We start from the raw sequence: 25,024 nt of genomic DNA, 5'->3' as shown, positions 1-25,024 counted from the left end.
AATGTCCAAAATCGTTAAAGTGATTGGTCGTGAAATCATCGACTCCCGTGGTAACCCTACTGTAGAAGCTGAAGTTCATCTGGAAGGCGGTTTCGTAGGTTTGGCAGCGGCTCCATCAGGCGCATCTACTGGTTCTCGCGAAGCGCTGGAACTGCGTGACGGTGATAAATCACGTTACCTGGGCAAAGGCGTTACTAAAGCCGTTGCTGCAGTAAATGGCCCAATCGCTGACGCTGTTAAAGGCAAAGACGCGAAAGACCAGGCTAACATCGACAAGATCATGATCGATCTCGACGGTACTGAGAACAAATCTAAGTTCGGTGCTAACGCGATTCTGGCTGTTTCCCTTGCTGCGGCTAAAGCTGCTGCTGCCTCTAAAGGCATGCCGCTGTACGCGCACATCGCTGAACTGAACGGCACCCCAGGCAAATACTCTATGCCTCTGCCAATGATGAACATCATCAACGGTGGCGAGCATGCTGATAACAACGTTGATATCCAAGAGTTCATGATCCAGCCTGTTGGCGCGAAAACCCTGAAAGAAGCCATCCGTATGGGTTCTGAAGTTTTCCACACTCTGGCTAAAGTTCTGAAATCTAAAGGCATGGGTACTGCTGTTGGTGACGAAGGTGGCTACGCGCCAAACCTGGGTTCTAACGCTGAAGCTCTGGCTGTTATCGCTGAAGCTGTTAAACAAGCGGGCTACGAGCTGGGCAAAGACATCACTCTGGCGATGGACTGTGCTGCGTCTGAATTCTACAAAGACGGCAAATACGTTCTGGCTGGCGAAGGCAACAAAGCTTTCACTTCTGAAGAGTTCACTCACTTCCTGGAAGACCTGACTAAACAGTACCCAATCGTTTCTATCGAAGACGGTTTGGACGAGTCAGATTGGGATGGCTTTGCTTACCAGACTAAAGTTCTGGGCGACAAAATCCAGTTGGTTGGTGACGATCTGTTCGTAACTAACACCAAGATCCTGAAAGAAGGTATCGAAAAAGGTATCGCTAACTCCATCTTGATCAAATTCAACCAGATCGGTTCTCTGACCGAAACTCTGGCAGCGATCAAAATGGCGAAAGATGCTGGCTACACTGCAGTTATCTCTCACCGTTCAGGCGAAACTGAAGACGCTACCATCGCTGACCTGGCTGTTGGTACTGCTGCAGGCCAGATCAAAACGGGCTCTATGAGCCGTTCTGACCGTGTTGCTAAATACAACCAGCTGATTCGTATCGAAGAAGCGCTGGGTGATGCAGCACCGTTTAACGGTCTGAAAGAAGTTAAAGGCCAGTAATTACTGCGCTTTAGAACACTTTCCTAAAAACCCGCTTCGGCGGGTTTTTTTATGCCTAAAACAGATGAAATCTCGCCATGCAGAATGCTAGAGCAAGAGAGAAAGCGTCGCGCTGGCGCTTTGTTGGCTGGCTTGAAGGTAATCAGGAGAGAGGGTTAGCAGCTGATTTATCAGCAGTTCTACCAGCAGCATTCCGCCGATTTTCGAGGTCAGCAAACCCGCCGTCAATGGCCCTTCAGGTTTAGCGGCCACCAGCAAAGTATCAGCCAGAGAAGAGAGCGGGCTGCGTAGCGTGTTGCTGATACCAATCACTTTGGTGCCCTGACGCTTAGCCAGTTCAGCGGCATGGAGCACGTCCTTTGTCGAGCCGGAGCTGGAAATCACGACCACAATGTCTTGTTTGTCCAAACTCACCGCATTCATTGCCGCGCGATGCATATCGGAGAAGCACTGCGATGCTTTGCCTAAGCGCAGCAGCTTGTAGCCCAAATAATCCGCCACGATCGCGCTGGCAGCCACGCCATAAATTTGTACGGATCGGGCGTTATGAATGTCTAACGCGGTATCAGCCAGAGTTTGCCGATCGAGTAATTTCCCCGTATCTCGCAGCGCGGTAATGCTGTCGTCAATGACCAACTGCACTTCATCATCCCCGTCAGTGGCCTGACGAGCTTGGCTTTGGCGAGTTTCCAGAGCAAGACCCATCTTGAATTCTGTAAAGCCTTTACAACCTAGCTGGCGGCAAAGTCGGGTGACGCTGGCCTCGCTGGTATCACTCTCGCGCGCCAATTCGGTAATGGTCAGATAAAGCACTCTTTCTGGTTGCTCGAGCACAAAGTTGCCGAGCTTATGCAGTGTCGGGCTGTAATTCTCCAACCCTTGGCGCAATCGCAGTAATAGCGTGCCCGTTTCCATGGTCTGACTCACTCGGCTCTCCTCTGATTAATTGACCTCTCTAGTTTGGCTGATGTGACGCAGTTAACGCCAGAAGAATTCCATATGGATAACTCGCCTTATTGGGTGGTAATTATTTTTATATAAATATAATGTGGTGAAAATAATTACCAAAACAACCTAACGCGGAGTTATCTCATGTCGATCTTCAATGGTTCAGGCGGTGGAACTTGGTTTGAAAGGGCGCAGAAATTTGGCAAGTCTTTCATGTTGCCTATCGCGATTTTGCCAGCGGCGGGTTTGCTGTTGGGGATTGGCGGGGCGCTCTCGAACCCCAATACCCTGACGGCATACCCGTTTCTGAATATTCCGGCGCTACAGGCCATCTTTACCGTGATGGCCAGCGCGGGCTCCATTGTTTTTGCCAATCTTGCGGTGCTGTTTGCCGTCGGAGTCGCGGTTGGGCTGGCGCGAAGTGACAAGGGAACCGCAGGGCTATCCGCGCTGCTCGGCTATTTAGTCATGAACGCTACTATTAATGCCATTTTGATCCTCAAGGGGCAGTTGGCGGCCAGCAATCTCAGTGCGTCGGGGCAGGGAATGGCGTTGGGCATACAGACTCTGGAAACGGGCGTTTTTGGCGGCGTGGTGATTGGATTAGTCACCTGGCTGCTGCATAGCCGCTATAACAAAATTCAACTGCCGCAATTCCTCGGATTTTTCGGCGGCTCACGCTTTGTGCCTATTATTACTTCGGTGGCGTCAATTGTTGTCGGGGCGCTGATGTTCTTCATCTGGCCTCATTTCCAAAAAGTGATTTTTGGCATGGGCGGGCTGGTGGATGCCACGGGGTATTTGGGAACCTTTATCTACGGTTTTGTCCTGCGCATGCTCGGGCCTTTCGGCCTGCATCATATCTTTTATCTGCCTTTTTGGACCACAGCACTGGGCGGCAGTGAGGTGGTAAACGGGCATCTGGTGGAGGGAACCCAGCGTATCTTCTTTGCCCAGTTGGCCGATCCTTCAACTCAGCATTTTTACGTCGGCACGTCGCGTTTTATGTCCGGGCGTTTCATTACCATGATGTTTGGTCTGGTGGGGGCCTGTCTGGCGATGTACCACACCGCGCGGCCTGAAAATAAAAAGAAAGTGGCCGGTCTGCTGCTTTCTGCGGCGCTAACTTCTTTCCTCACCGGTATCACTGAGCCGATTGAATTCTCATTCCTGTTTGTCGCGCCGATGCTGTACGTGCTGCACGCGGTGTTTGACGGGCTGGCTTTCATGATTGCCCATATTCTGCATATCACCATTGGTCAGACATTCTCTGGTGGCTTCATCGACTTCCTCCTTTTCGGGGTTCTACAGGGCGAAGGCAAAACCAATTGGATGTACGTGCCATTGGTGGGTGTGCCTTGGTTTGCTCTCTACTACTTCTCTTTCCGCTATCTGATCACCCGTTTCAACTTTAAAACGCCAGGTCGAGATGACGCGGAAGTAGAACAAGCCAGCATCACCACCGACCGTGCCGGGCTGATCATTGAAGCATTGGGCGGTGCTAGCAATATTGCCGAGCTGGACTGCTGCGCAACACGTCTGCGGATAAGCGTGCATCAGGCCAACATGGTGAATGAAAGCCAGTTGAAGTCGAGTGGCGCGAGGGCGGTACTGATTCGTGGGAATGGGATTCAGGTCATTTATGGGCCACATGTCACGGTGATTAAAAACGAAATTGAGGAGATGTTGGGAGTATGAATCAGTCAATGTTAGCGGCCATAAAAGGAAAACTGGTGGTGTCCTGTCAGGCACTGGACGATGAACCCTTACACAGCGATTTCATCATGAGCCGCATGGCGCTGGCCGCCATGCAGGGCGGGGCTGCGGGGATCCGCGCCAACAGCGTTGCCGACGTGCAGGCGATTCGCGCCACCGTGACTCTGCCGGTCATTGGCATTATCAAGCGCGATTATCCCGACAGCGAAGTCTATATCACCGCAACAATGCAAGAGGTTGACGAGCTGATGACCGCAGGTCCGCAAATGATCGCGCTCGATGCCACCTTGCATCGACGTCCGGGGGAGTTGCAGTTGGCGGCCTTAGTGCAACAGATTCGGCAGAAATATCCCTCTTTGTTGCTGATGGCCGACATCGCTAGCGTCGAAGAGGCGGTCAATGCTGAGGCCTTAGGCTTTGACTGCATTGGCACCACTTTACACGGGTATACCCCGGAAACCGCGGGCTGCAAGCTGTGGCAAGATGACTTCGCCTTTTTGCGCCAGGTGCTCTCACAGTGCGGCGCTCCGGTCATCGCCGAAGGCAATGTGGACACGCCTGAAATGGCCGCGCGCTGCCTGACGCTGGGGGCGCATTCCGTGGTTGTGGGCGGTGCCATCACCCGGCCTCAACAGATCACTCAACGCTTCACCGAGGCCATCAATCACCTTTACTGACAAATCTGCTTGGGTCGAAGTTTGGAACAGCGTGCACTATCTGTGATAATGCGCGCTGATTTTTTAGAGATGATTGAGAAAACCATGCAGTACCCGATTAATGAAATGTTCGAAACCCTGCAAGGGGAAGGTTATTTTACCGGCGTGCCGGCTATCTTTATTCGCCTGCAGGGCTGCCCGGTGGGCTGTAGCTGGTGCGACACCAAACATACCTGGGACAAAATCGCCGATCGGGAAGTCGACGTACAACGCATTTTGGTGAAGACCGAAGAGAGTGACGCCTGGGGTAACGCCACGGCAGAGCAACTGCACGAGATTATTCTTCAGCAGGGCTATACGGCGCGTCACGTGGTGATCACCGGCGGAGAGCCGTGCATTTACGATTTAATGCCGCTCACCACGCTGCTGGAAAAAAATGGTTTTAGCTGCCAGATAGAAACCAGCGGGACCCATGAGGTGCGCTGCTCGGTGAATACTTGGGTGACGGTGTCGCCAAAGGTCAACATGCGCGGCGGCTATGACATTCTGCCGCAGGCGTTGAAACGGGCTGATGAAGTGAAGCATCCGGTGGCGCGTCAGCGCGATATCGATGCCTTGGAAGCGTTACTGGCGACATTGACTGACGAAAAAGCGCGAATCATCGCTTTGCAGCCCATCAGTCAGAAAGAAGAAGCCACCAAATTGTGCATTGCGACCTGCATTGCAAAAAATTGGCGGCTGTCGATGCAGACCCACAAATACCTAAATATCGCTTAGCCTTTATAGACGCAGCCCGCGGTGCAAGTCTCTTTGACGCGTACGGCGGAAAGCAGGGGCAGCTTAGGCTTCATCTCATTCCAGATCCACTCGGCCAGCACTTCACTGGTCGGGTTCTCTAAGCCCGGAATATCGTTGAGATTATAGTGGTCGAGACGGTCCAATGTCGGGGCGAAAGCCGCTTTTAAATCAGCAAAATCCATTACCCAACCCGTATGCGGATCCACTTCACCGGTGATTTCTAATCTTACCGAGAAAGAGTGCCCGTGCAGGCGGCCGCATTTGTGGCCTGCTGGAACGTGAGGTAAATGGTGCGCGGCTTCGAACTGAAAATCTTTAAAGAGTGTGGTGGTCATGGTGCTGTCTCGTTGCTCAAAAAACGCGGCATAGTAACGGAAATCCGGCGTTCGCGCCACGAAATCCACGGTACATAGCTGTACAAGGCGTTACCAACCACTGCTTTACTCAGCCTGATTTACTGACTTAAAGTGGCAGCAGTGAGACTAACCTATTGAGTGTTTGCATGATTACTGTGCTGCGTTTGGCCATATTGTCGGTGCTATTCACGGCGAGCGTCGGTGCGGAAACGCTCCCCCAGCCAGCCGCGCCTGCTTCCACCGATGCCAAGTCTACGGACTCAAAGCCTGCGGAATCTAAGGCTGCTGGCCCTAAGCCTGCTGACATCAAACCTGCTCAAACTGAGCCGAAAACCGCCAAGCCTGCCGTTGCTGCTAAACCTGTTGCCCTGACCTTCCCGACGGGCGCGGGCAGTTTACATATTCTGGTGGCGCAGGGGAAAAAGACGCTGGACGTTTTCACCTATCAACCCGAGGGTGCTGATGCCACAACGCCTATCGTGATGGTGATGACTGAAGGCGATCGTAACGCCGTCAATGCGCGCAATGAATGGATCACCATGGCGAACCAGTACCATTTGCGCGTGGTGGTGCCGAAGTTCAGCGAGCAGGACTTCCCCGGCGCGGCGGGTTATAACCTTGGCAATCTGGTTGATCCCAAAACCCATCGCAAGCTGCCCGCGTCGCAATGGACTTTCACGCTGGTCGATTCGCTGTTCAGCCAGTTGCAGAAGCAGGGCGTCACCAGCCAGTCGCAGTTCTACCTTTTCGGCAACAGCGCCGGATGCCAAGTTGTTCACCGCATGCTGACATTATTGCCGCAGCCGCAAGTGAAAGCCGCCGTGTGCGCCGCGCCGACGTGGTGGACCTTGCCTGATACCGACCAGCGCTGGCCTTATGGGTTGCGCGAGTCGCCGATAAGCGTGAACCAGCAGCAGCTCGCCAGTTACTTTGCCAAGCCGATGCTGATTGCCGTCGGCAGTGAAGATGATAATCCTGAAACGCGCGCGCAGCGTTTGTCCAAGCAGGTGATGGCACAGGGGAGCAACCGCCTTGATCGCGCCGAGAGCTATTTCACCACCTCACAGCAGCGCGCCGAGCAGAACAACACGCCGTTTAACTGGCACTTTGTCGATTTGCCGGACACCGGCCACAGCAGCAGCAAGATGTCAGTCTTTGCCGCCGGGCAGTTCGCCTGGTTCGAAGAACATGGCCAGTTCCATCTATAAAATCTGCTGCTGATAAAGTATTTTCACCCCGCTCCGGCGGGGTTTTTCTTTATATAACAAACTGTTTTGCCTAGTCGGATAAATGTCTGCCGATTTTCATAGCTATTTCAGTAAGATAAAAAATCACTACTTACCACTTTTAGTGGTTATGGCTATCTCTAAAACCACTTAGTCATTTTGGTTATTTAATATTTCCATCACTTCTTTAATTGTTATCATCAGCCTCGTTAACCTTACAAACTGCAGCCTCCGTCGCTTTTCTACGTGGGGTGATTTACGGTCTTTCTTGTGCACGAAGGCCGGATTGATGACTGGCTTATGCATAAGGGAATTCGTACCGCGATGACGACTCAGGCTCCTCCAACTTCTATCTTGCCTCTTTCACCAGAGCAACTGGCTAAGCTCCAGTCTGCCATTGGTGAATACTCACCAACGCAGCTGGCATGGCTATCTGGCTATTTCTGGGGAATGGTGAATCAACAGCCGGGCGCTGTTCCGGCAGCTGCACCTGCGCCCGCCGCGGCCGCTATTACCCTGATTTCCGCTTCCCAGACCGGCAATGCCCGTCGTTTGGCCGAGCAGGTGCGCGATGACCTGATCGCCGCAAAACTGAACGTCAATCTGGTTAACGCCGGTGATTACAAGTTCAAACAAATCGGCCAAGAAAAGCTGCTGCTGATTGTTGCCTCCACTCAGGGGGAAGGTGAGCAGGCCGAAGAGGCCGTCGCCCTGCATAAATTCCTGCAATCGAAGAAAGCGCCACAGATGAAAGATACGGCGTTTGCCGTGTTTGCACTGGGCGATACTTCCTATGAATTCTTCTGTCAGGCCGGTAAAGATTTTGATAACCGCCTTGGCGAGCTGGGCGCAGAGCGCCTGTTAGATCGCGTGGACGCTGACGTTGAATATCAGGCCCAGGCCGAAGAGTGGCGCAAACGCATTGTTGAAGTGCTGAAGCAGCGCGTTCCCGCAGAGGCGACGGCGCAGCCCGCCGCGACTCTGGCTGGCGCGGTCAACCAAGTTGACAGCAGCCCCTATACTAAAGAAGAGCCACTGACCGCTTTGCTGTCGGTAAACCAGAAAATTACCGGGCGCAATTCGGATAAAGACGTGCGCCATATCGAGATTGATCTGGGTGATTCTGGCCTGCGCTACCAGCCGGGCGACGCCTTAGGCATCTGGTTCGAAAACGATCCGGCCTTGGTCAAAGAAGTGGTTGAACTGCTCTGGCTGAAAGGCGATGAGTCGGTTGAAGTTAACGGCAAAACGCTAGCGCTGAGCGAAGCGTTGCAGCATCACATCGAGCTGACCCAAAACACCACGCCCATCGTCGAGAAATACGCCGCAGCGTGCCGTGATGAGCAGCTGAACGCGCTACTGGCCGACAAGCATGCCTTGCAGCAGTTCGCGCAAAACACGCCGTTCGTCGACATGGTGCGTCAGGCGCCGACCGAGCTGGATGCCCAGCAGTTGGTTGATTTGCTGCGCCCGCTGACGCCGCGCCTCTACTCCATCGCCTCCTCTCAGGCCGAGAATGAGTCCGAAGTGCATATCACCGTCGGCGCCGTGCGCTACGAAATCGACGGCCGCGCCCGCACCGGCGGTGCATCGGGCTATCTGGCTGACCGTCTGCAAGAAGATGGTGAAGTTCGCGTATTCATCGAGCATAACGACAATTTCCGCCTGCCAGCTAACCCGGATGCGCCAGTGATTATGATTGGCCCGGGCACCGGCATCGCGCCATTCCGCGCCTTTATGCAGCAGCGCGAAAACGACGGCGCCGGGGGTAAAAACTGGCTGTTCTTCGGCAACCCGCACTTCACCGAGGACTTCCTATATCAGGTTGAATGGCAGCGCTACGTCAAAGACGGCTTACTGACCCACATTTCTCTGGCTTGGTCGCGCGATCAGGCTGAAAAGGTCTACGTTCAAGACAAGCTGCGCGAAAACGCCGCCGAAGTCTGGCGCTGGCTGCAAGAGGGCGCGCACGTCTATGTCTGCGGCGATGCCAACCGTATGGCGAAAGACGTCGAGCAAGCGCTGTTGGAAATTATCTCCCAGCAGGGGTCGATGGACCTGGAAACCGCCGACGAATTTTTAAGTGAATTGCGTATGGACCGCCGTTATCAGCGCGACGTCTACTAATAAAATTTAAGCAATGAGTGAGCACTTATGAGCAATAAGTTGTGGAGTGAACAGAATCCCGGTCCTGGCCCGTTAATCGTTGATGCGCCGCTGGTTGATGCTGAACGTCTTAAAAAGGAAAGCAATTTCCTGCGCGGAACCATTACTGAAGATTTGCAAGATGGCCTGACCGGCGGCTTCAACGGTGACAACTTCCTGTTGATCCGCTTCCACGGCATGTACCAGCAGGATGACCGCGATATCCGTGCCGAACGCGCCGAGCAGAAGCTGGAGCCGCGCCACGCGATGATGCTGCGCTGCCGCCTGCCGGGCGGCGTGATGACGCCAGACCAGTGGCTGGGCATTGATAAATTCGCTGAAGAGAGCACGCTGTACGGCAGTATTCGTATTACTAACCGTCAAACTTTCCAGTTCCACGGTATCCTCAAACCTAACGTAAAACCGGTTCACCAGCTGCTGAATAAGCTAGGTCTGGACGCGCTGGCGACCGCCAACGACGTTAACCGCAACGTGCTGTGTACCTCGAACCCGGTGGAGTCAGAGCTGCATCAGGAAGCCTACCAGTGGGCGAAGAAGATCTCCGAACACCTGCTGCCGCGCACCCGCGCTTACGCCGAGGTGTGGCTGGATCAAGAGAAAGTCGAAACCACGGATGAAGAGCCGATCCTTGGCCCAACCTATCTGCCGCGTAAATTTAAAACTACGGTGGTGATCCCGCCGCAAAACGATGTCGATCTTCACGCCAATGATCTGAACTTCGTGGCGATCGCCGATAACGGCAAGCTGGTTGGCTTCAACGTGCTGGTCGGCGGCGGCCTGTCTATCGCCCACGGCGACAAGGCAACTTACGCCCGCACCGCCAGCGAACTGGGCTTTATTCCGCTGGATAAAACCTTGGCCGTGGCCGAAGCGGTAGTGACCACGCAGCGCGACTGGGGCAACCGTACCAACCGTAAAAATGCTAAAACCAAATACACCCTTGAGCGCGTTGGCGTGGAAGTGTTCCGCGACGAAGTGGCCAAGCGAGCAGGGATCGAATTCGAAGCAGTTCGCCCTTATGAATTCACCGGACGCGGCGATCGCATCGGCTGGGTGAAGGGGATCGACAAGCAGTGGCACCTGACGCTGTTTATCGAAAACGGCCGTATTCTGGATTATCCGGGCAAGCCGCTAAAAACCGGTCTGGCAGAAATCGCTAAGATCCACAAAGGGGATTTCAGGCTTACTGCTAACCAGAACCTGATCGTCGCCGGTGTCTCGGAAAAAGATAAAGACGCGATCGAAACGCTGGCCCGCAACCATGGCCTGATCGACGACAGCGTCACCGAGCAGCGCAAAAACTCCATGGCCTGCGTCTCATATCCGACCTGTCCGCTGGCGATGGCCGAAGCAGAACGCTTCTTGCCAGAGTTTGTCACCAAAGTGGAAGGCATCATGCACCAGCACGGGGTGGGCAAAGAGCACATTGTCCTGCGTGTGACGGGTTGCCCTAACGGCTGCGGCCGCGCGCTGCTGGCTGAAATCGGTTTGGTGGGTAAAGCCATGAACCGTTACAACCTGCACCTTGGCGGTAACCGTGAAGGGACGCGTATTCCAAGAATGTATCGGGAGAACATCTCTGATACTGACATTCTGGCGATTATCGACGAGCTGGTCGGCCGCTGGGCGAAAGAGCGTGAAAACGATGAAGGCTTTGGTGATTACGTGATCCGCGCTGGGATTATTCGCCCAGTGCTGGATCCGGCCCGCGACTTCTACGACTAACGCTGCTGTAACGTGAAGAATGGAGAGTTTATGAGTTTGCTCACTCTTGCTGAACTGAATGAAATGCCGAAATCAGGTCAGGCCCTGGCATTGGCGGAAACCAATGCCCAGCTTGAAAAACTGTCGGCACAGGATCGTGTCATCTGGGCACTAGAGAATTTGCCGGGCGAATTCGCGCTCTCCTCAAGTTTTGGCATTCAGGCTGCGGTCTGTTTGCATCTGGTGACTCGCCAGCAGGCGGATATCCCGGTGATCCTCACTGACACCGGCTACCTGTTCCCCGAGACTTACCAGTTCATCGATCAACTCACCGAACAGTTGAAGCTGAACTTGCAAGTGTTCCGCGCAGCCGAAAGCCCGGCGTGGCAAGAAGCGCGTTATGGCAAGCTTTGGGAGCAGGGCGTTGAAGGCATCGAGCGTTACAACAACATTAATAAAGTTGAACCGATGAACCGCGCTTTGGCGACGCTGGGCGCGCAAACGTGGTTTGCTGGTCTGCGCCGTGAACAGTCTGGCAGCCGCGCCAATCTGCCGGTGTTAGCCGTGCAGCGCGGCGTGTTCAAAATCCTGCCGATCATCGATTGGGATAACCGCCAAGTGTTCCAGTACCTCAAAGAGCACGGCCTCAGCTATCACCCGCTGTGGGATCAGGGCTACCTGTCGGTTGGCGATACCCACACCACCAAGAAGTGGGAAGAGGGCATGAGCGAAGAGGAAACCCGTTTCTTTGGGCTTAAACGCGAGTGCGGCTTACACGAATAAATCCCTGTCATACTTCGAGCCAGAGGTGCGTCGGCTTGCCGCGTTACTTGGCCTATTTCCAGCAAAGCCCCTAAGGGGGCCGCTGCAAGCAGATTTGTCCTCTGACTCGAATTATTTAAGGGATGGCGTTACCGCCTTGTAAAGCATCAGCCGGTTTTGCCAGCTCTTTCAGCAGCGGCAGTAAAATTCTCACGCTATCTTTCGAGCGTTTGTCTATCCGGCCTGGCAGGACGCGGTCGAGATACTGTAAGTTATCCAACTGGCCCTGATGGCGCGAGGTGCCCTGCGGGAAATGCGCGCTGATTGCCCGCTGCTGCTGGCCGTCTTTCTTGCCCAACGCATAATCCGTGGCCGTCACCATTAATAATGGAATATGCGCGTCGTCCAGCGCCTGCATGCCATTACAGCAATCCTTTCCACTGTATGCCTCGGCGGCGATACCTGCGTGACGCGCTAGCGCCACGGCGCGGTCGCGTGTCAGCTTAGTGACGGCCTGAGAGGTATTTTTGCCACTCTTGAAGTAGAGCTTATCGCCAACAATCAGCGAATCGAGATTGACCACCAGCAGGGTGTTTAACTTCTCCTCCGGCGACATGCGCTGCACATAGTCTGCGGCACCCTGTGCGCCCGTCTCTTCGGCACTAAGCGCCACGAAGCGCAAGCTGTAGTGGGTTGGCTCCTTACTGAGTCGTTCGGCCAGCTCCAGCATCACACCGACGCCTGACGCATTATCATCAACCCCCTGCAGGGTAAGACCGCCCAAATTATGGTCGGAGTCGGCGTCGCTTTGTGGCAAATAAGTATCAAAGTGCGCCATCACGACAATCTGCTGAGGCACGATACCGGCGCGGGCGGCGATCACGGAGGTCGAATGCACATCATGCCAGCTCTGCTTGCCATCCCGGCTGGTGTAGAGATAACGCGTATCAAAGCCGCGAAGATCACTCTGATAGCCGAGTTTGGCAAAATACTGTTGCAGGTAATCTGCGGCGATTAACTCCGCCGGACTACCGGCCATGCGGCCCGGAAAATAGGTGGCGATATGGCGAGTTTGTTCGGCAGCAATTTTACCGAGGGCGGGCGCGGCAACCTGCTGCACGGCCGCGTGCGTAAAACCGGCACAGCCCAGGCCAAAGGCCAGTAGCGCCAGTTTCATGCGAGAAAGGGATAGCATGGACAAAAAATCCTTATTCGTGGGTCAAAGACCGGAAAGCTTTCAATCGGGCAGGCCGCGTTATGCGGTCATTATTGCGCAATAGTATGCGATTGTGACGGCAATTAGACAATTTCCCCTTATCTCAAATGGCTCTTTTTGTTGCATCTTTCTGCGTCTGGAAAGTGAGGTTGGCGAATCTATATTCCATTTGGTAACTATTCATTCCATTTCGTCATTTCAATTCAATAATTGCCACCACGTATAGTCTTGTTATTACTCTTCGCTATCAAAAAGGCCGTTGTGGACTATCTACCAATATTTGCCGACCTAAGACAACGTCCAGTATTGGTCGTCGGCGGCGGCGAAATCGCTGCACGCAAAATAGACCTTCTGCTGCGTGCTGGCGCTGCTGTCCGCATTGTCGCGCTGTCACTCTCCTCAGAACTTGAGCATCGTCTCCAGCAGTCGCAAGTCAGCTGGCTGGCGAAGCAATTTGAGCCACAGCAGTTGGATGACGTGTTTCTGGTGATTGCTGCCACCGACGACGCCGAGCTGAATGCCGAGGTGTTTGAGCAGGCCAATCGCCGCCAGCTGCTGGCCAACGTGGTCGATGACCAGCCGAAGTGCTCCTTTATCTTCCCTTCCATCGTCGACCGTTCGCCGATTGTGGTGGCTATTTCATCCAGCGGCACGGCCCCGGTGCTGGCGCGCATGCTGCGGGAAAAGCTGGAAACGCTGTTACCGACCAGTTTGGGCAAGATGGCTGAGATTGCTGGCAGTTTCCGCGACCGCGTGAAGCAGCGCTTCACCTCAATGACGGCACGCCGTCGCTTTTGGGAGCAGACCTTTGATGGTCGCTTTGCCTCGCTGGTGACTGCGGGACAGATTCCAGAAGCTGAGCAAGTGTTGCAACAACAGTTAGATAATCCGGAATCCATCGCGAGAAACGGTGAAGTGACGCTGGTCGGCGCGGGGCCGGGTGATGCAGGATTACTGACATTACGCGGCTTGCAGGTGATGCAGCAGGCAGACGTGGTGTTGTATGACCATTTGGTCAGTGACGAGATTTTAGATTTGGTGCGCCGAGACGCCGACCGTATTTGCGTCGGCAAGCGCGCTGGCAGCCACTCGGTGGCGCAGGAAGAGACAAACCGCATGCTGGTCGAACTGGCGCAGCAGGGCAAAAAAGTGGTGCGCCTTAAAGGCGGCGACCCGTTTATTTTTGGTCGCGGCGGTGAAGAGCTACAGGCCGTTTCGGCGGCGGGCATCCCTTTCCAAGTGGTGCCAGGCGTGACGGCAGCCGCGGGCGCGACGGCCTACGCGGGGATCCCTCTCACCCACCGCGACTACGCGCAGAGCGTGATGTTTATTACCGGCCACTCTCGTCCCGATGGGAATGGCATGCAGTGGGAAACGCTGGCGAAGGGCAACCAGACACTGGCCATTTATATGGGCACGGTGAAGGCGGCTGAAATCAGCCAGCAGCTGATTGCTCATGGCCGCGCGGCGAGTACGCCGGTGGCTGTCATTGGCCGTGGTACGCGGGTCGATCAGCAGGTGCTGACCGGCACGCTCGACAACTTAGAACTCTTGGCTCAACAGGCACCATCACCCGCATTACTGGTTATCGGCGAAGTGGTCGCACTTCACGATAAGCTCGCCTGGTTTGGGCATCAACCACAGACTGACGACGCAGTTCGCCCGTCGGTCGTGAATTTGGCTTAAGGATCTGTTATGGACGAAAAACGACTCACACATTTGCGTCAACTGGAGGCGGAGAGTATCCATATCATCCGTGAAGTGGCGGCTGAATTTGCTAACCCGGTGATGATGTACTCCATCGGTAAAGACTCCTCGGTGATGCTGCATCTTGCGCGCAAGGCCTTCTTCCCGGGAACGCTGCCTTTCCCGCTACTGCACGTGGATACCGGCTGGAAGTTCCGCGAAATGTACGACTTCCGCGACCGCACGGCGAAGAACTACGGTTTTGAACTGCTGGTGCATAAGAACCCGGAAGGCGTCGCGATGGGCATCAACCCCTTCGTCCACGGCAGTGCCAAACATACTGACATCATGAAAACCGAAGGCTTGAAGCAGGCGCTGAACAAATACGGTTTTGACGCTGCCTTTGGCGGCGCGCGTCGTGATGAAGAGAAGTCGCGTGCTAAAGAGCGTATTTACTCGTTCCGCGACCGTTTCCACCGCTGGGACCCTAAAAACCAGCGCCCGGAGCTGTGGCACAACTACAACGGCCAGATCAACAAAGGCGAAAGCATCCGCGTGTTCCCGCTCTCCAACTGGACTGAGCTGGATATCTGGCAGTATATCTTCTTGGAAAATATCGAAATTGTTCCACTGTATCTCGCAGCGCCGCGTCCGGTTCTCGAACGCGATGGCATGCTGCTGATGGTGGATGACGATCGCATCGACCTGCAACCGGGCGAAGTGATTGAGCAGAAAATGGTGCGCTTCCGTACTCTCGGGTGCTGGCCGCTAACGGGCGCCGTGGAGTCTGAAGCTCAGACTCTGCCGGAAATCATCGAAGAGATGCTGGTGTCAACCACCAGTGAGCGTCAGGGGCGGGCAATTGACCGCGATCAGGCGGGTTCGATGGAACTGAAAAAACGTCAGGGCTATTTCTGAGGAGCGACCAAAATGAACAATGCAATTGCACAACAAATTGAAGAACAGGGTGGCGTCGAGGCCTACCTGCACGCCCAGCAACATAAAAGCCTGCTGCGTTTTCTGACCTGCGGCAGCGTGGATGATGGCAAAAGTACCCTGATTGGTCGCCTGCTGCATGACACTCGCCAGATCTATGAAGATCAGCTCTCGTCGCTGCATAACGACAGCAAGCGTCACGGCACCCAAGGTGAAAAACTCGATCTGGCGCTGCTGGTGGATGGTCTGCAAGCCGAGCGCGAGCAGGGGATCACCATCGACGTGGCCTACCGCTACTTCTCCACCGAAAAACGCAAATTCATCATTGCTGACACGCCGGGGCATGAGCAGTACACCCGCAACATGGCAACCGGTGCGTCCACCTGTGATCTGGCGATTTTGCTGATCGACGCCCGCAAAGGCGTGCTGGATCAAACTCGCCGCCACAGCTTTATCGCTACTCTTCTGGGGATCCGCCACTTGGTGGTGGCGGTCAATAAGATGGATCTGGTGGATTACAGCGAAAGCGTTTTCGAAGAGTTCAAAGCCAACTATCTGGACTTCGCCCAGCAGCTGCCAACCGATTTGGATATCAAATTCGTGCCGCTGTCGGCGCTGGAAGGCGACAACGTTGCTACGACGAGTGAGAAAATGAGCTGGTATACCGGCCCAACCCTGCTCGACGTGCTGGAAACCGTGAACATCATTAACATCCGCGAACAGCAGCCGATGCGTTTCCCGGTGCAGTATGTTAACCGCCCGAACCTCGACTTCCGTGGCTATGCGGGCACGCTGGCCTCTGGCTCAGTGCGCGTCGGGCAGAAAGTCAAAGTGTTGCCGTCCGGCGTTGAGTCAAGGGTGGCACGCATTGTGACTTTCGACGTTGATTTACAAGAAGCTTGGGCCGGTGAAGCTATCACGCTGGTGCTGGCCGACGAGCGCGATATCAGCCGTGGTGACCTGCTGGTCGACGCGGATGAAACCGTGAAAGCGGTGCAGAACGCCAAAGTGGATATTGTCTGGATGGCCGAGCAGCCGCTCAGCGTTGGCCAAAGCTACGACATCAAAATCGGCGGCAAAAAGGCCCGCGCTCGGGTTGAAAACATTGAGTATCAGGTTGAAATTAACTCGCTGACCCAGCGTATTGTTGAGAGCCTACCGCTAAATGGCATCGGCCTGGTTGAGCTTACCTTCGATGAGCCACTGGTTCTGGATAACTACCAACACAACGCGGTGACCGGCGGGATGATCTTTATCGATCGCCTGACTAACGTCACCGTCGGAGCAGGGCTGGTTCGCGAAGCCGTAGAAAGCGTTTATCAGGAACAAGATTCCTACAGCGCCTTCGAGCTGGAGTTAAACAGCCTGGTTCGCCGTCACTTCCCACACTGGGGTGCTCGCGACCTGCTGGGTGGGAAATAATATGGCGTTACCCGACGCAAATTTGAAAGATGAAAACGTCGTCTGGCACCCGCACGCGGTAACGCGTGCGGACCGTGAGCTGAAACATGGCCATAAAGGCGTGGTGCTGTGGTTCACAGGCCTGTCAGGTTCAGGCAAATCCACGGTCGCTGGCGCGCTTGAGCAGGCGCTACACGCACTTGGTGTCAGCACCTACCTGCTTGATGGCGACAATGTGCGCCACGGTCTGTGCCGCGATTTGGGCTTCTCTGACGACGACCGGCGGGAAAATATCCGCCGCGTTGGTGAGGTCGCTAAGCTGATGATAGATGCCGGGCTGGTGGTGCTCACCGCCTTTATCTCTCCCCATCGTGCCGAGCGAGATATGGTGCGGGAATTGCTGGATAAAGATCAGTTTATTGAGATCTTTGTCGATACCCCGCTGGCCATTTGCGAGGCGCGAGATCCCAAAGGCTTATACAAGAAAGCCCGCGCCGGCGAGCTGAAAAACTTCACCGGCATTGACTCTGTTTACCAAGCGCCAGAAGCTCCAGATGTACACCTCGATGGCGAACAATTGGTAACACATTTAGTCCCGCAATTATTAGATGTACTGCGCCGCCACGCTATTATCAAACCCTGAAGGTTTCCGGCCGCTGGTTAAACAGCGCGCCGGTTTACACTGAACTACAGGGATCACTTTATGCAGGCATTACTTCACCGAATAGTGAGTCGGATCCGAGACGAGGGCACAAGCGCCACGTCCGACGATCGGGCTGTGGATGCTGAAGCTCCCTCGTATTCTATGTTTGGCGGTACGGCAGGTTTTATCTTCTACTGGCTAGCCTTTGCCATTCCCTTTGTGATGTACGGCTCTAACACGCTGTTTTTCTTTCTCTACACCTGGCCGTTTTTCCTCGCTTTAGTGCCTATTTCCGTGTTGATTGGCATTGCATTTAGCATGCTGTTTGGCGGTAACTGGTGGCGCACGCTGGCGGCGACGGGCGTGGTGGTCATTGGTATGTTTTGGACTATCTTTTCATTCCTCTCCGGCTGGTAACTTCCCCTGTTTTCTCACTCACTGAAAATCTTCACGTGTTCACCAGATTCACGCGCTCACCGTGGTTTTACGTTGGCAGAGGTTCTGGGTGTTTTATCGTCAATTTCTTATCTCTATGTAAGTCATTGTGTCATTCTCACCCATAATTACCTGCTTAAGTCTGAATCTCACCGGCATTTTCCCTCTCAGTGTGGAGTCGGAATGAAAGTTGTGGGATGATTGTTCGGCTTTTTTAGGGGGCGGGGATGGGCAAATTAACGCTGCTGTTATTGGTTTTGCTTGGCTGGTTACAGTATTCGCTGTGGCTGGGTAAGAATGGTATTCACGATTATGTTCGTGTGAATGATGACGTTCAGGTACAGCAGGCCAACAACGGCAAACTCAAGTCACGGAATGATCAACTCTTTGCAGAAATCGATGACTTGACCGGTGGTCAGGAAGCTATCGAAGAACGCGCACGTAATGAACTGGGCATGATTAAGCCCGGTGAGACTTTCTATCGTCTGGTGCCTGACCAATCCAAACGAAATGCAGGTATGAGTTCTTCTCAAAACAATGCTTCGCAAAACAACCTAAAACAATAGCTATGAGCGACATCGCAGTTTCCTCTCCAGAGATTATTGCTGTCCTGCCCGCTGCCGGTATCGGCAGCCGTATGCAGACAGAGTGTCCAAAGCAGTACCTTTCTATTGGCGGCAAAACGTTGATTGAACACTCAATCAACGCGTTACTACGCAGCCCGCAAGTCACTAAAGTGGTGGTTTCCCTTAGCCCGCACGATACCCAATTCCAACATTTGCCTATTGCGCAAGATGCTCGCATCCAGTGCGTTATAGGTGGCGCTCAGCGAGCCGACTCGGTCATGGCCGGGCTGGAAGCCGCTGGCTCTCACGGCTGGGTGCTGGTGCACGACGCCGCGCGCCCTTGTCTGCACATCGACGACCTTAATCGCTTATTGGCGATTTCAGCCACCAGCCGCGTGGGCGGTATTCTGGCCGCGCCGGTGAGAGATACCATGAAACGCGGAGAGCCTGGCGTGAGCGCCATTGCCCATACTGTGAATCGCGAAGATCTGTGGCACGCGCTGACGCCGCAATTTTTCCCGCTCGAATTACTAAAAACCTGTTTGCGCCGAGCATTAAATGAAGGGGCAACCATCACAGATGAAGCGTCTGCAATGGAATATTGTGGGTTTCATCCTATGCTGATTGCCGGGCGCTCAGACAATATTAAAGTCACACGGCCGGAAGATTTGGCCTTGGCAGAATTCTATTTAACCCAGTTGTATCAAAAGGAGAACGCATAATGCGTATCGGTCATGGTTTTGACGTGCATAAATTCGGCGGCGAAGGCCCATTGGTGATCGGCGGAGTGCGTATCCCTTATCCGCAAGGTTTGCTGGCTCACTCAGACGGCGACGTCGCGCTGCATGCAGCCACTGATGCCATTCTGGGAGCGGCGGCCATGGGAGACATCGGCAAGTTGTTCCCAGACACTGACCCTGCCTACAAAGGCGCGGACAGCCGCGAACTGCTGCGTGAAGCTTATCGCCGCGTGCGCGCGAAGGGTTACTCCCTGGGCAACCTGGATATCACTATTATCGCTCAGGCACCTAAAATGGCGCCGCACATCCCGCAGATGCGCGTGTTTTTAGCCGAAGACTTAGAGTGTCATATGGATGAGGTGAACGTAAAAGCCACCACAACCGAACAATTAGGTTTCACTGGCCGTGGTGAAGGTATCGCCTGCGAAGCCGTTGTCCTGCTGATCAAGGACTGAGTTTTGGAAAATAACCCGATGGATATGTCCCGCCTGACCTGGCTCAATGGTGAACCTGTTTCGACTGGCAAGCTGAAAGCCAACCCGGAAGATTTCATTGTTGAGGAAGATCTCGGCTTTGAGCCTGACGGCGAGGGTGAGCATCTGCTGGTGCGTATCCGCAAGAACGGCTGCAACACTCAGTTTGTGGCCGAACAGCTGGCGCGATTTGCGGGCATTCATCCGCGTTCCGTCAGCTACGCGGGTTTGAAAGACCGCCACGCGGTAACCGAACAGTGGTTTTGCGTGCACCTTCCCGGCAAAGAAGACCCTGATTTAAGCCAATTCGCGCTGGAAGGCTGCGAGATTGTTCGCGCCGCGCGTCATCGCAAGAAAATGCGTATCGGTACCTTGAAAGGCAACGCTTTTACCTTGGTGCTGCGCCAGCTGAGCGATATCGCCGATGTCGAAGCGCGTTTGCAGCAGGTGGCAGAGCAGGGCGTGCCGAACTATTTTGGCGAACAGCGTTTTGGCCGTGGTGGCAACAACCTGATTCAAGCCGCGCGTTGGGCGAATAACGAAATTCGGGTCAAAGAGCGCCCTAAGCGCAGTTTCTACCTTTCGGCCAGCCGCAGCGCGATGTTCAACCTTATCGCCAGCCAGCGTTTAGCCGATGGCACGCATCGTCAGGTGATGCTGGGCGATGCTTTACAGTTAAGCGGGCGCGGCAGCTGGTTTGTGGCCAAGGAAGATGAATTTGACACGCTCCAGCCACGTGTTAATAGTAATGAATTGCTGATAACCGCCCCCTTACCGGGTGATGGCCCGCTGGGAACCACTGACGCCGCTGAGGCGTTTGAGCAGGGCTGTCTGGCGGAGTGCGCCACGTTATTATCATTAATTAAGCGCGAACGCGTTGAACCGGCTCGCCGTGCGGTGATGCTCCAGCCTTTAGATATCAGCTGGAAGCGTTGGGACGATGTCACACTTGAGCTGAAATTCTGGCTCCCTGCTGGCAGTTTTGCGACCAGCGTGGTGCGAGAACTGATGCGTCAGGAAAATATTGATGCGGATATTACTGAGTAATAAATATCAGTGAATCATCCGATCTCATGCTGTCGCATTTTCCCCGCAATAACCCCTACCCATAAGTGATTGCTGTCTCATGTTGTCGCATGATGAACATTGACAGCGCAACACAAACCGGACAACCTGCCGGATAACTTTCGTCTTTCACGCGTTGTTATCCTGTTGGGTTATCCGGTATGCCACTCACTGACACCAAAATCAAAAACGCAAGACCTCAAGAAAAACCATACACGCTTCAGGACGGCCAAGGCCTCTATCTGGAGATACGCCCATCAGGCGCGAAGTTCTGGCGCTATCGCTTCTGGCTTACCCCGACAAAAGACGGTCGGTACACCATTGGTGAATATCCCTCTGTCAGCCTGTCTGAAGCCCGCAAAGAAAGAGAATGGGCCAGAGAGAAGGTTAAGCTTGGTCATAACCCTACAGACATCCGCAAGCGGCAGAAACAGCAGAACGTCGCTGAGGCTTCCAATACCTTCAAGCTTGTTGCCGAAGAGTGGATAGACAGAAAGTCTCACACTTGGAAGTCGGCAACAAAAGAGCAGGTTGAGTCGTTTCTCGCCATCAACGCTTACCCGGCATTTGGGCACAAGCCAATTCGAGAAGTCACGGCCCACGAAATTCTTGCAATGCTGCGAGGCATGGAGAAGCGCGGATCGGTATCCTCCGCCTTAAAGGTGAGGCAGTGGTGCTCTGCCATATTCTGCTTTGCCGTGGCAACGCTGCGAGCCGACTCCGACCCTGCCGCCGCCCTGAAAGGGGCGATAATCCCTAAGCGGATAAAGCACTCGCGTGCGCTTGATTCCGGGGAGATCGCCGAATTTTACCATCGGATAGAGGAATACAAAGGATTTACCGCGACCAGAGTTATTCTCCAGTTGCTTCCATACGTCTTTGTCCGGCAAGTCGAGCTGAGAAGCGCCGAGTGGAGTGAATTCGATTTAGAAAGCGCTCTATGGGTTATCCCTGCCGACAAGATGAAGATGGGTCGCGCTCATAGCGTTCCGCTTTGCCAGTCAGCTATAGAGCTGATCAAGTCGTTACATCACCACACAGGAAGCGGGAAATACCTTTTCCCGAACGTTAAAAATCCTGCGGCCGTAATGAGCGAGTCAACGATAAACCGAGCCATTGAATATCTCGGATACCCTTCAAAGCATTTAACCGCGCACGATTTCCGTGCGACGGCTTCTACCAGACTTCATGAGATGGGGTTTAGGCATGACGTGATTGAGCGGCAACTGGCACACGTAGAGCAAAACCGTGTGGTGGCTGCATACAATCACGCCGAATACATGCCAGAGAGGAGGGAGATGATGCGGAGTTGGGGGGAATGGATTGATGCGCTCAGGACTGGCGCTGCTTAGCCAGTTTTTCAATGTAAGGCGCTATGTCTTCTTCTAGCCACTTGGAGCGCGGTCCGTCCTTCAGTGGCTTTGGTATTTCGCCAGATGCAATCTTTCGGTACAGCGTGGCGCGGTGCATATCGAGTCTGGCGCACACTGCTTTAGGGCTAAGTAAGCTTGCCATGGTTTACCTCTGCTATTTTCCATCAGCCACTCGACGCACCCAACAGGCAAGCCACATCCATACCTGCTTGCGATATCTAGCGGGAACGAATGGATATGCATCTGGTGAGTGCTTGTCGAGTATTTGGCGGTAGGTGAGATTGTTGGATTTACTGCGGCGTTCGGTGAGTATCTTTTTGGCTATTGCGCGGGATGCTATCTCTTGCTCGGGAGTCATGGTTACTCCACTTTGCGATATCCTGCGTCGTACAGTGCCGCTACAAGTTCATGTGGTTGATATGAGTCAGGCATCCCGCCTTCCATCATCAACATTTCACTAATCGCCTCATCCCTTGCCACATCTTCAGCTGAGCGGATAGGGCGGAACTCGAATGCTGCATCACTGAAGAAAACCAATCGGTAATCGTATGACCATCCAAATGCAAATCCATCTTTATGGGCAATAATGTCTACAGGAATCCATTTGCACTCGTCATTCTGCATCTCGCACTCAATCCCAACAGGCGGCAACCCTTCGCCAGACCACTCAGTATTCAACTGCTGGTTTACATCTGGCTCGGTGATTGGGCGACGCTCGGACTCAATGTAATTCCTATGGCCATATTCGCCACCCCAAAAATCAGGCTTTGTATGACATGCTGGGTTAAACATTGTGCTTGTCGCTGGGTTTAACCAGTAAACGAAGTGACCACTCCCCTTGTCACACCATATGCACTGAGTCGCCCATTCGGGCGCACCCTCGAAGTCATCCTCACTACATTTCAAAATTTCCCATTTCATGACTTTTCTCCCAGTGCTTTAGCTATTGCGAGGTTAGCGTTAATTAGCTTTTTCCTTGCTTATGAAGTAAATCCAAGCCGCCCAGAGTTATCGTCATCGATAACGGGGAACATGCTCATAACTGATATCAGTGCTTCCAGCAGCTCAGGCGCAGCAGATATAAGCATCGCGTTTTCTGGCATGTTGTCGCCATAAGTTGCAGCCACAATCTGTCCTTCACCCAGCGGCCTATCCGTAACCACCATGTCCTTTTGTCCTTCCGCCAATCGCCAAGGCCCCTTTGTTCCCTTAAACTCGCTCATGCCACTTCTCCATAATGAACTTTCGTTAGCTGTCTATGACCCGTAATGACATGGGCCAGATGATGTTTGTTGGTATTGGTGACTTCGATTTGATAGCTCTTGTTGCGGTATTTGATGCTGTAGATTCTTCGGTGATGCTTATTGCCAGTGCCGTACTTTTCCCTGTGAGCATCGATAGCTTTATGGGCTGCAACTAAGTGCGCTGGCTCGGTGTCACCTTTGATGAGTGGTTTCATCAGGCTGGTTCTGCATTGAGGTCTTCAGATGTTAACTCCGCGAAAGCTTTCTGGCACTCCTGGCTTACGCGCTCGATTTCACTGCGCATTTCTTCGAGTGTCTGCACGTCAGAGGCGCGAACTTCTTTCAGGATTAACGAGGAGATTAACTGGTCAATCTTCGGGTGGAATGTGGTGTTCTTCAGCACTGCTTGGCCAGCGTTCTTTCCTTCTTTGGCAATGCCTTTCTCCTGAAGAATGAACTGATACTTGTCGCTGGTGATAAGCCATTTCTCGCCGATTTCAATTTTCATGATGCTCTCCAATTTTCAGTATTTCGGTAACCGAACCGATGTCACAGCCGGCAGCTAGAATCTGTGTCCCTTCATGCAATGAAACGCTCACATCTGCTGGCTCGACTCCTGTCATCTTCCACAATCCCTGTCGTAAAACTGCTGCCAGTTCAGACGTGTCTACTCGACCCGCATAGTAATAAGCGCGGGGTAATTTGACTGTGATCATCGGTGGTTACCTCGGATTAAGGCGTAAAAAAGGCCGCCGATTGGCAGCCAGATTTAGTGGTTATTCTTGGTTCTTGGTAGCCGATAAATACCCATGGAGAAAGGTGCACGCCCCATAAAGATTCTCTTCCTGTCCTTGAAGGTTATAGGACCATTTTCTTCCATGAAATAAATTATGCCTAAGGCGGATAATTATTCGGAAAACACACTCCGCTATTTCCTTCTCCGTTGCTGATTTATTTTGCATTACTCCCAAAATAAAGGTTTTTGAGTCCGTATCGTGACTGCATAAATCATCTAGGTTATTGGAATGGTCTGGTCTAACGGTATACCTATCAAGGAAGTATGTGTAAATCTTTTGAGCTGATAGGCCTGCAACATCAATATAATGGGTTGCATAAACATTAGACATTCTTGTTCTCGCATTTTCCCCCATAAGCCTGTGCTCAGTCATGGAAAATAGTAGTGTGAAATTGAAAACTGCATCTAAAAGTGGCCCTTCGACTCTTGCTCCGCCATTTGTTAATTCGTTTATATATTGATAACTGCTGATTTTAGTTTCTTCATCAAATTTGGCTTCAGTCATATATCCTCCATTGTTGGGAGAATTATAGCACTGGCTTCCATGCTCATTGGGCTAAGATTTTTTGTATTTTATTAGCAACTCCTGTAATTTTGTACACATGAAATGCGCTTATAAGTACCGATTCTATCCATCACCAGAACAGGCTGAGCTTTTGACTCAGACTTTCGGCTGCGTGCGTTTTGTCTACAATTCGGTATTGCGATGGCGATCAGATGCTTTCAAGAACCGTCAGAAAAAGATCGGCTATTCTGATGCTTCGGCGTACTTAACTTCTTTAAAAAAATCTCCTGATTTAGTTTGGTTAAATGACGTTTCA

The 25,024-nt window shown here is 53.3% G+C and carries 29 protein-coding genes; 19 read left to right on the top strand and 10 right to left on the bottom strand.

Annotated features, from left to right (window positions below; genetic code table 11):
• Position 1: 1 nt before the first annotated feature.
• Positions 2 to 1,297 (top strand): phosphopyruvate hydratase, encoded by a 1,296-nt coding sequence (gene eno / locus ACT3RT_RS10125; RefSeq protein WP_353501053.1) that lies wholly within the window; start codon positions 2 to 4, stop codon positions 1,295 to 1,297.
• Between the two features lie 87 nt (positions 1,298 to 1,384).
• Here eno and ACT3RT_RS10120 read toward each other — a convergent pair whose 3' ends face one another.
• On the bottom strand, positions 1,385 to 2,212 hold the full coding sequence (locus ACT3RT_RS10120; RefSeq protein ID WP_485903148.1) for a MurR/RpiR family transcriptional regulator: 828 nt from the start codon (positions 2,210 to 2,212) through the stop codon (positions 1,385 to 1,387).
• A gap of 177 nt (positions 2,213 to 2,389) precedes the next feature.
• On the opposite strand from ACT3RT_RS10120, the gene ACT3RT_RS10115 reads away from it, so the two are divergent.
• The 3 genes from ACT3RT_RS10115 to queE all read left to right on the top strand — a co-directional run bounded on the left by ACT3RT_RS10115 (position 2,390) and on the right by queE (position 5,394).
• A complete protein-coding gene (locus ACT3RT_RS10115) occupies positions 2,390 to 3,943 on the top strand; it encodes a PTS transporter subunit EIIC (RefSeq protein WP_485903127.1) in 1,554 nt (517 codons plus the stop codon).
• Positions 3,940 to 4,638 carry an N-acetylmannosamine-6-phosphate 2-epimerase gene (locus tag ACT3RT_RS10110; protein ID WP_485903128.1) on the top strand — a complete coding sequence of 233 codons (699 nt, stop codon included), beginning with the start codon at positions 3,940 to 3,942 and terminating at the stop codon, positions 4,636 to 4,638. The genes ACT3RT_RS10115 and ACT3RT_RS10110 overlap by 4 nt, the downstream gene beginning before the upstream one ends.
• Positions 4,639 to 4,722: 84 nt before the next feature.
• A complete protein-coding gene (gene queE / locus ACT3RT_RS10105) occupies positions 4,723 to 5,394 on the top strand; it encodes a 7-carboxy-7-deazaguanine synthase QueE (protein WP_353503903.1) in 672 nt (223 codons plus the stop codon).
• Here the strand turns inward: queE and queD are convergent.
• Entirely contained in the window at positions 5,391 to 5,750 is a 360-nt protein-coding gene (gene queD, locus ACT3RT_RS10100; RefSeq protein ID WP_353501056.1) for a 6-carboxytetrahydropterin synthase QueD, read from the bottom strand. The two genes, queE and queD, sit on opposite strands and share 4 nt — an antisense overlap.
• Positions 5,751 to 5,917: 167 nt before the next feature.
• Here queD and ACT3RT_RS10095 point away from each other — a divergent pair, with 167 nt between their 5' ends.
• From ACT3RT_RS10095 to ACT3RT_RS10080, 4 genes are all read left to right on the top strand, one after another.
• Positions 5,918 to 6,979, top strand: coding sequence for a hypothetical protein (locus ACT3RT_RS10095; protein WP_485903129.1), 1,062 nt, complete (start codon positions 5,918 to 5,920; stop codon positions 6,977 to 6,979).
• Between the two features lie 342 nt (positions 6,980 to 7,321).
• Positions 7,322 to 9,124: an NADPH-dependent assimilatory sulfite reductase flavoprotein subunit gene (cysJ, locus tag ACT3RT_RS10090; RefSeq protein ID WP_485903149.1), complete on the top strand. Its 1,803-nt coding sequence runs from the start codon at positions 7,322 to 7,324 to the stop codon at positions 9,122 to 9,124.
• 27 nt (positions 9,125 to 9,151) lie between these two features.
• Positions 9,152 to 10,888 (top strand): assimilatory sulfite reductase (NADPH) hemoprotein subunit, encoded by a 1,737-nt coding sequence (gene cysI, locus ACT3RT_RS10085; protein ID WP_353501058.1) that lies wholly within the window; start codon positions 9,152 to 9,154, stop codon positions 10,886 to 10,888.
• A 30-nt stretch (positions 10,889 to 10,918) separates the two neighbouring features.
• Entirely contained in the window at positions 10,919 to 11,650 is a 732-nt protein-coding gene (locus ACT3RT_RS10080) for a phosphoadenylyl-sulfate reductase (protein WP_034787438.1), read from the top strand.
• Positions 11,651 to 11,765: 115 nt separating this feature from the next.
• Here ACT3RT_RS10080 and ACT3RT_RS10075 read toward each other — a convergent pair whose 3' ends face one another.
• Positions 11,766 to 12,824 (bottom strand): aminopeptidase, encoded by a 1,059-nt coding sequence (locus ACT3RT_RS10075; RefSeq protein ID WP_496200546.1) that lies wholly within the window; start codon positions 12,822 to 12,824, stop codon positions 11,766 to 11,768.
• 282 nt (positions 12,825 to 13,106) lie between these two features.
• Here ACT3RT_RS10075 and cysG point away from each other — a divergent pair, with 282 nt between their 5' ends.
• The 10 genes from cysG (at position 13,107) to ACT3RT_RS10025 (ending at position 22,142) form a co-directional block, all read left to right on the top strand.
• Positions 13,107 to 14,531 (top strand): siroheme synthase CysG, encoded by a 1,425-nt coding sequence (gene cysG / locus ACT3RT_RS10070; protein WP_485903131.1) that lies wholly within the window; start codon positions 13,107 to 13,109, stop codon positions 14,529 to 14,531.
• A 9-nt stretch (positions 14,532 to 14,540) separates the two neighbouring features.
• Entirely contained in the window at positions 14,541 to 15,449 is a 909-nt protein-coding gene (cysD, locus tag ACT3RT_RS10065) for a sulfate adenylyltransferase subunit CysD (RefSeq protein WP_034787444.1), read from the top strand.
• 12 nt (positions 15,450 to 15,461) lie between these two features.
• A complete protein-coding gene (cysN, locus tag ACT3RT_RS10060; RefSeq protein ID WP_496202929.1) occupies positions 15,462 to 16,889 on the top strand; it encodes a sulfate adenylyltransferase subunit CysN in 1,428 nt (475 codons plus the stop codon).
• Position 16,890: 1 nt separating this feature from the next.
• Positions 16,891 to 17,511: an adenylyl-sulfate kinase gene (gene cysC / locus ACT3RT_RS10055; protein ID WP_353501062.1), complete on the top strand. Its 621-nt coding sequence runs from the start codon at positions 16,891 to 16,893 to the stop codon at positions 17,509 to 17,511.
• Between the two features lie 60 nt (positions 17,512 to 17,571).
• Positions 17,572 to 17,928 carry a DUF3561 family protein gene (locus tag ACT3RT_RS10050; protein ID WP_353501063.1) on the top strand — a complete coding sequence of 119 codons (357 nt, stop codon included), beginning with the start codon at positions 17,572 to 17,574 and terminating at the stop codon, positions 17,926 to 17,928.
• 245 nt (positions 17,929 to 18,173) lie between these two features.
• A complete protein-coding gene (gene ftsB, locus ACT3RT_RS10045; protein WP_034787453.1) occupies positions 18,174 to 18,512 on the top strand; it encodes a cell division protein FtsB in 339 nt (112 codons plus the stop codon).
• Positions 18,513 to 18,514: 2 nt separating this feature from the next.
• The gene (ispD, locus tag ACT3RT_RS10040) at positions 18,515 to 19,234 is read left to right on the top strand and encodes a 2-C-methyl-D-erythritol 4-phosphate cytidylyltransferase (RefSeq protein WP_485903133.1); all 720 of its coding nucleotides are present in this window, start codon (positions 18,515 to 18,517) and stop codon (positions 19,232 to 19,234) included.
• Positions 19,234 to 19,707: a 2-C-methyl-D-erythritol 2,4-cyclodiphosphate synthase gene (ispF, locus tag ACT3RT_RS10035; RefSeq protein WP_353501065.1), complete on the top strand. Its 474-nt coding sequence runs from the start codon at positions 19,234 to 19,236 to the stop codon at positions 19,705 to 19,707. The genes ispD and ispF overlap by 1 nt, the downstream gene beginning before the upstream one ends.
• 18 nt (positions 19,708 to 19,725) lie before the next feature.
• Positions 19,726 to 20,772: a tRNA pseudouridine(13) synthase TruD gene (truD, locus tag ACT3RT_RS10030; protein ID WP_496200562.1), complete on the top strand. Its 1,047-nt coding sequence runs from the start codon at positions 19,726 to 19,728 to the stop codon at positions 20,770 to 20,772.
• 179 nt (positions 20,773 to 20,951) lie between these two features.
• Positions 20,952 to 22,142, top strand: coding sequence for a tyrosine-type recombinase/integrase (locus tag ACT3RT_RS10025; RefSeq protein ID WP_496202928.1), 1,191 nt, complete (start codon positions 20,952 to 20,954; stop codon positions 22,140 to 22,142).
• On the opposite strand, the gene ACT3RT_RS10020 is transcribed toward ACT3RT_RS10025, so the two are convergent.
• The 7 genes from ACT3RT_RS10020 to ACT3RT_RS09990 form a co-directional block, all read right to left on the bottom strand.
• On the bottom strand, positions 22,123 to 22,305 hold the full coding sequence (locus ACT3RT_RS10020) for a helix-turn-helix transcriptional regulator (protein WP_486033960.1): 183 nt from the start codon (positions 22,303 to 22,305) through the stop codon (positions 22,123 to 22,125). The two genes, ACT3RT_RS10025 and ACT3RT_RS10020, sit on opposite strands and share 20 nt — an antisense overlap.
• Before the next feature lie 218 nt (positions 22,306 to 22,523).
• Positions 22,524 to 23,084, bottom strand: coding sequence for a hypothetical protein (locus ACT3RT_RS10015; RefSeq protein WP_496202927.1), 561 nt, complete (start codon positions 23,082 to 23,084; stop codon positions 22,524 to 22,526).
• A 59-nt stretch (positions 23,085 to 23,143) separates the two neighbouring features.
• Entirely contained in the window at positions 23,144 to 23,386 is a 243-nt protein-coding gene (locus ACT3RT_RS10010) for a hypothetical protein (RefSeq protein WP_496202926.1), read from the bottom strand.
• Entirely contained in the window at positions 23,383 to 23,622 is a 240-nt protein-coding gene (locus ACT3RT_RS10005; RefSeq protein ID WP_100935370.1) for a DUF4060 family protein, read from the bottom strand. Before ACT3RT_RS10005 ends, ACT3RT_RS10010 begins: the two co-directional genes overlap by 4 nt.
• Positions 23,622 to 23,915, bottom strand: coding sequence for a DUF5405 family protein (locus ACT3RT_RS10000; RefSeq protein ID WP_496202925.1), 294 nt, complete (start codon positions 23,913 to 23,915; stop codon positions 23,622 to 23,624). The genes ACT3RT_RS10005 and ACT3RT_RS10000 overlap by 1 nt, the downstream gene beginning before the upstream one ends.
• Positions 23,905 to 24,123, bottom strand: coding sequence for a hypothetical protein (locus ACT3RT_RS09995; protein WP_496202924.1), 219 nt, complete (start codon positions 24,121 to 24,123; stop codon positions 23,905 to 23,907). Before ACT3RT_RS09995 ends, ACT3RT_RS10000 begins: the two co-directional genes overlap by 11 nt.
• A 60-nt stretch (positions 24,124 to 24,183) precedes the next feature.
• Entirely contained in the window at positions 24,184 to 24,708 is a 525-nt protein-coding gene (locus ACT3RT_RS09990; RefSeq protein WP_496202923.1) for a hypothetical protein, read from the bottom strand.
• Between the two features lie 97 nt (positions 24,709 to 24,805).
• Between ACT3RT_RS09990 and ACT3RT_RS09985 the strand changes: the two genes are divergently transcribed.
• The coding region (locus tag ACT3RT_RS09985) for a helix-turn-helix domain-containing protein (RefSeq protein ID WP_496202922.1) at positions 24,806 to 25,024 on the top strand (219 nt) is incomplete at its 3' end.

Source organism: Ewingella sp. AOP9-I1-14 (genome assembly GCF_052375995.1).
Taxonomy (GTDB): Bacteria; Pseudomonadota; Gammaproteobacteria; order Enterobacterales; family Enterobacteriaceae; genus Ewingella; species Ewingella allii.
Note: the sequence above shows the minus strand (reverse complement) of the source record. Positions and strands in the feature narration are given on the sequence as shown.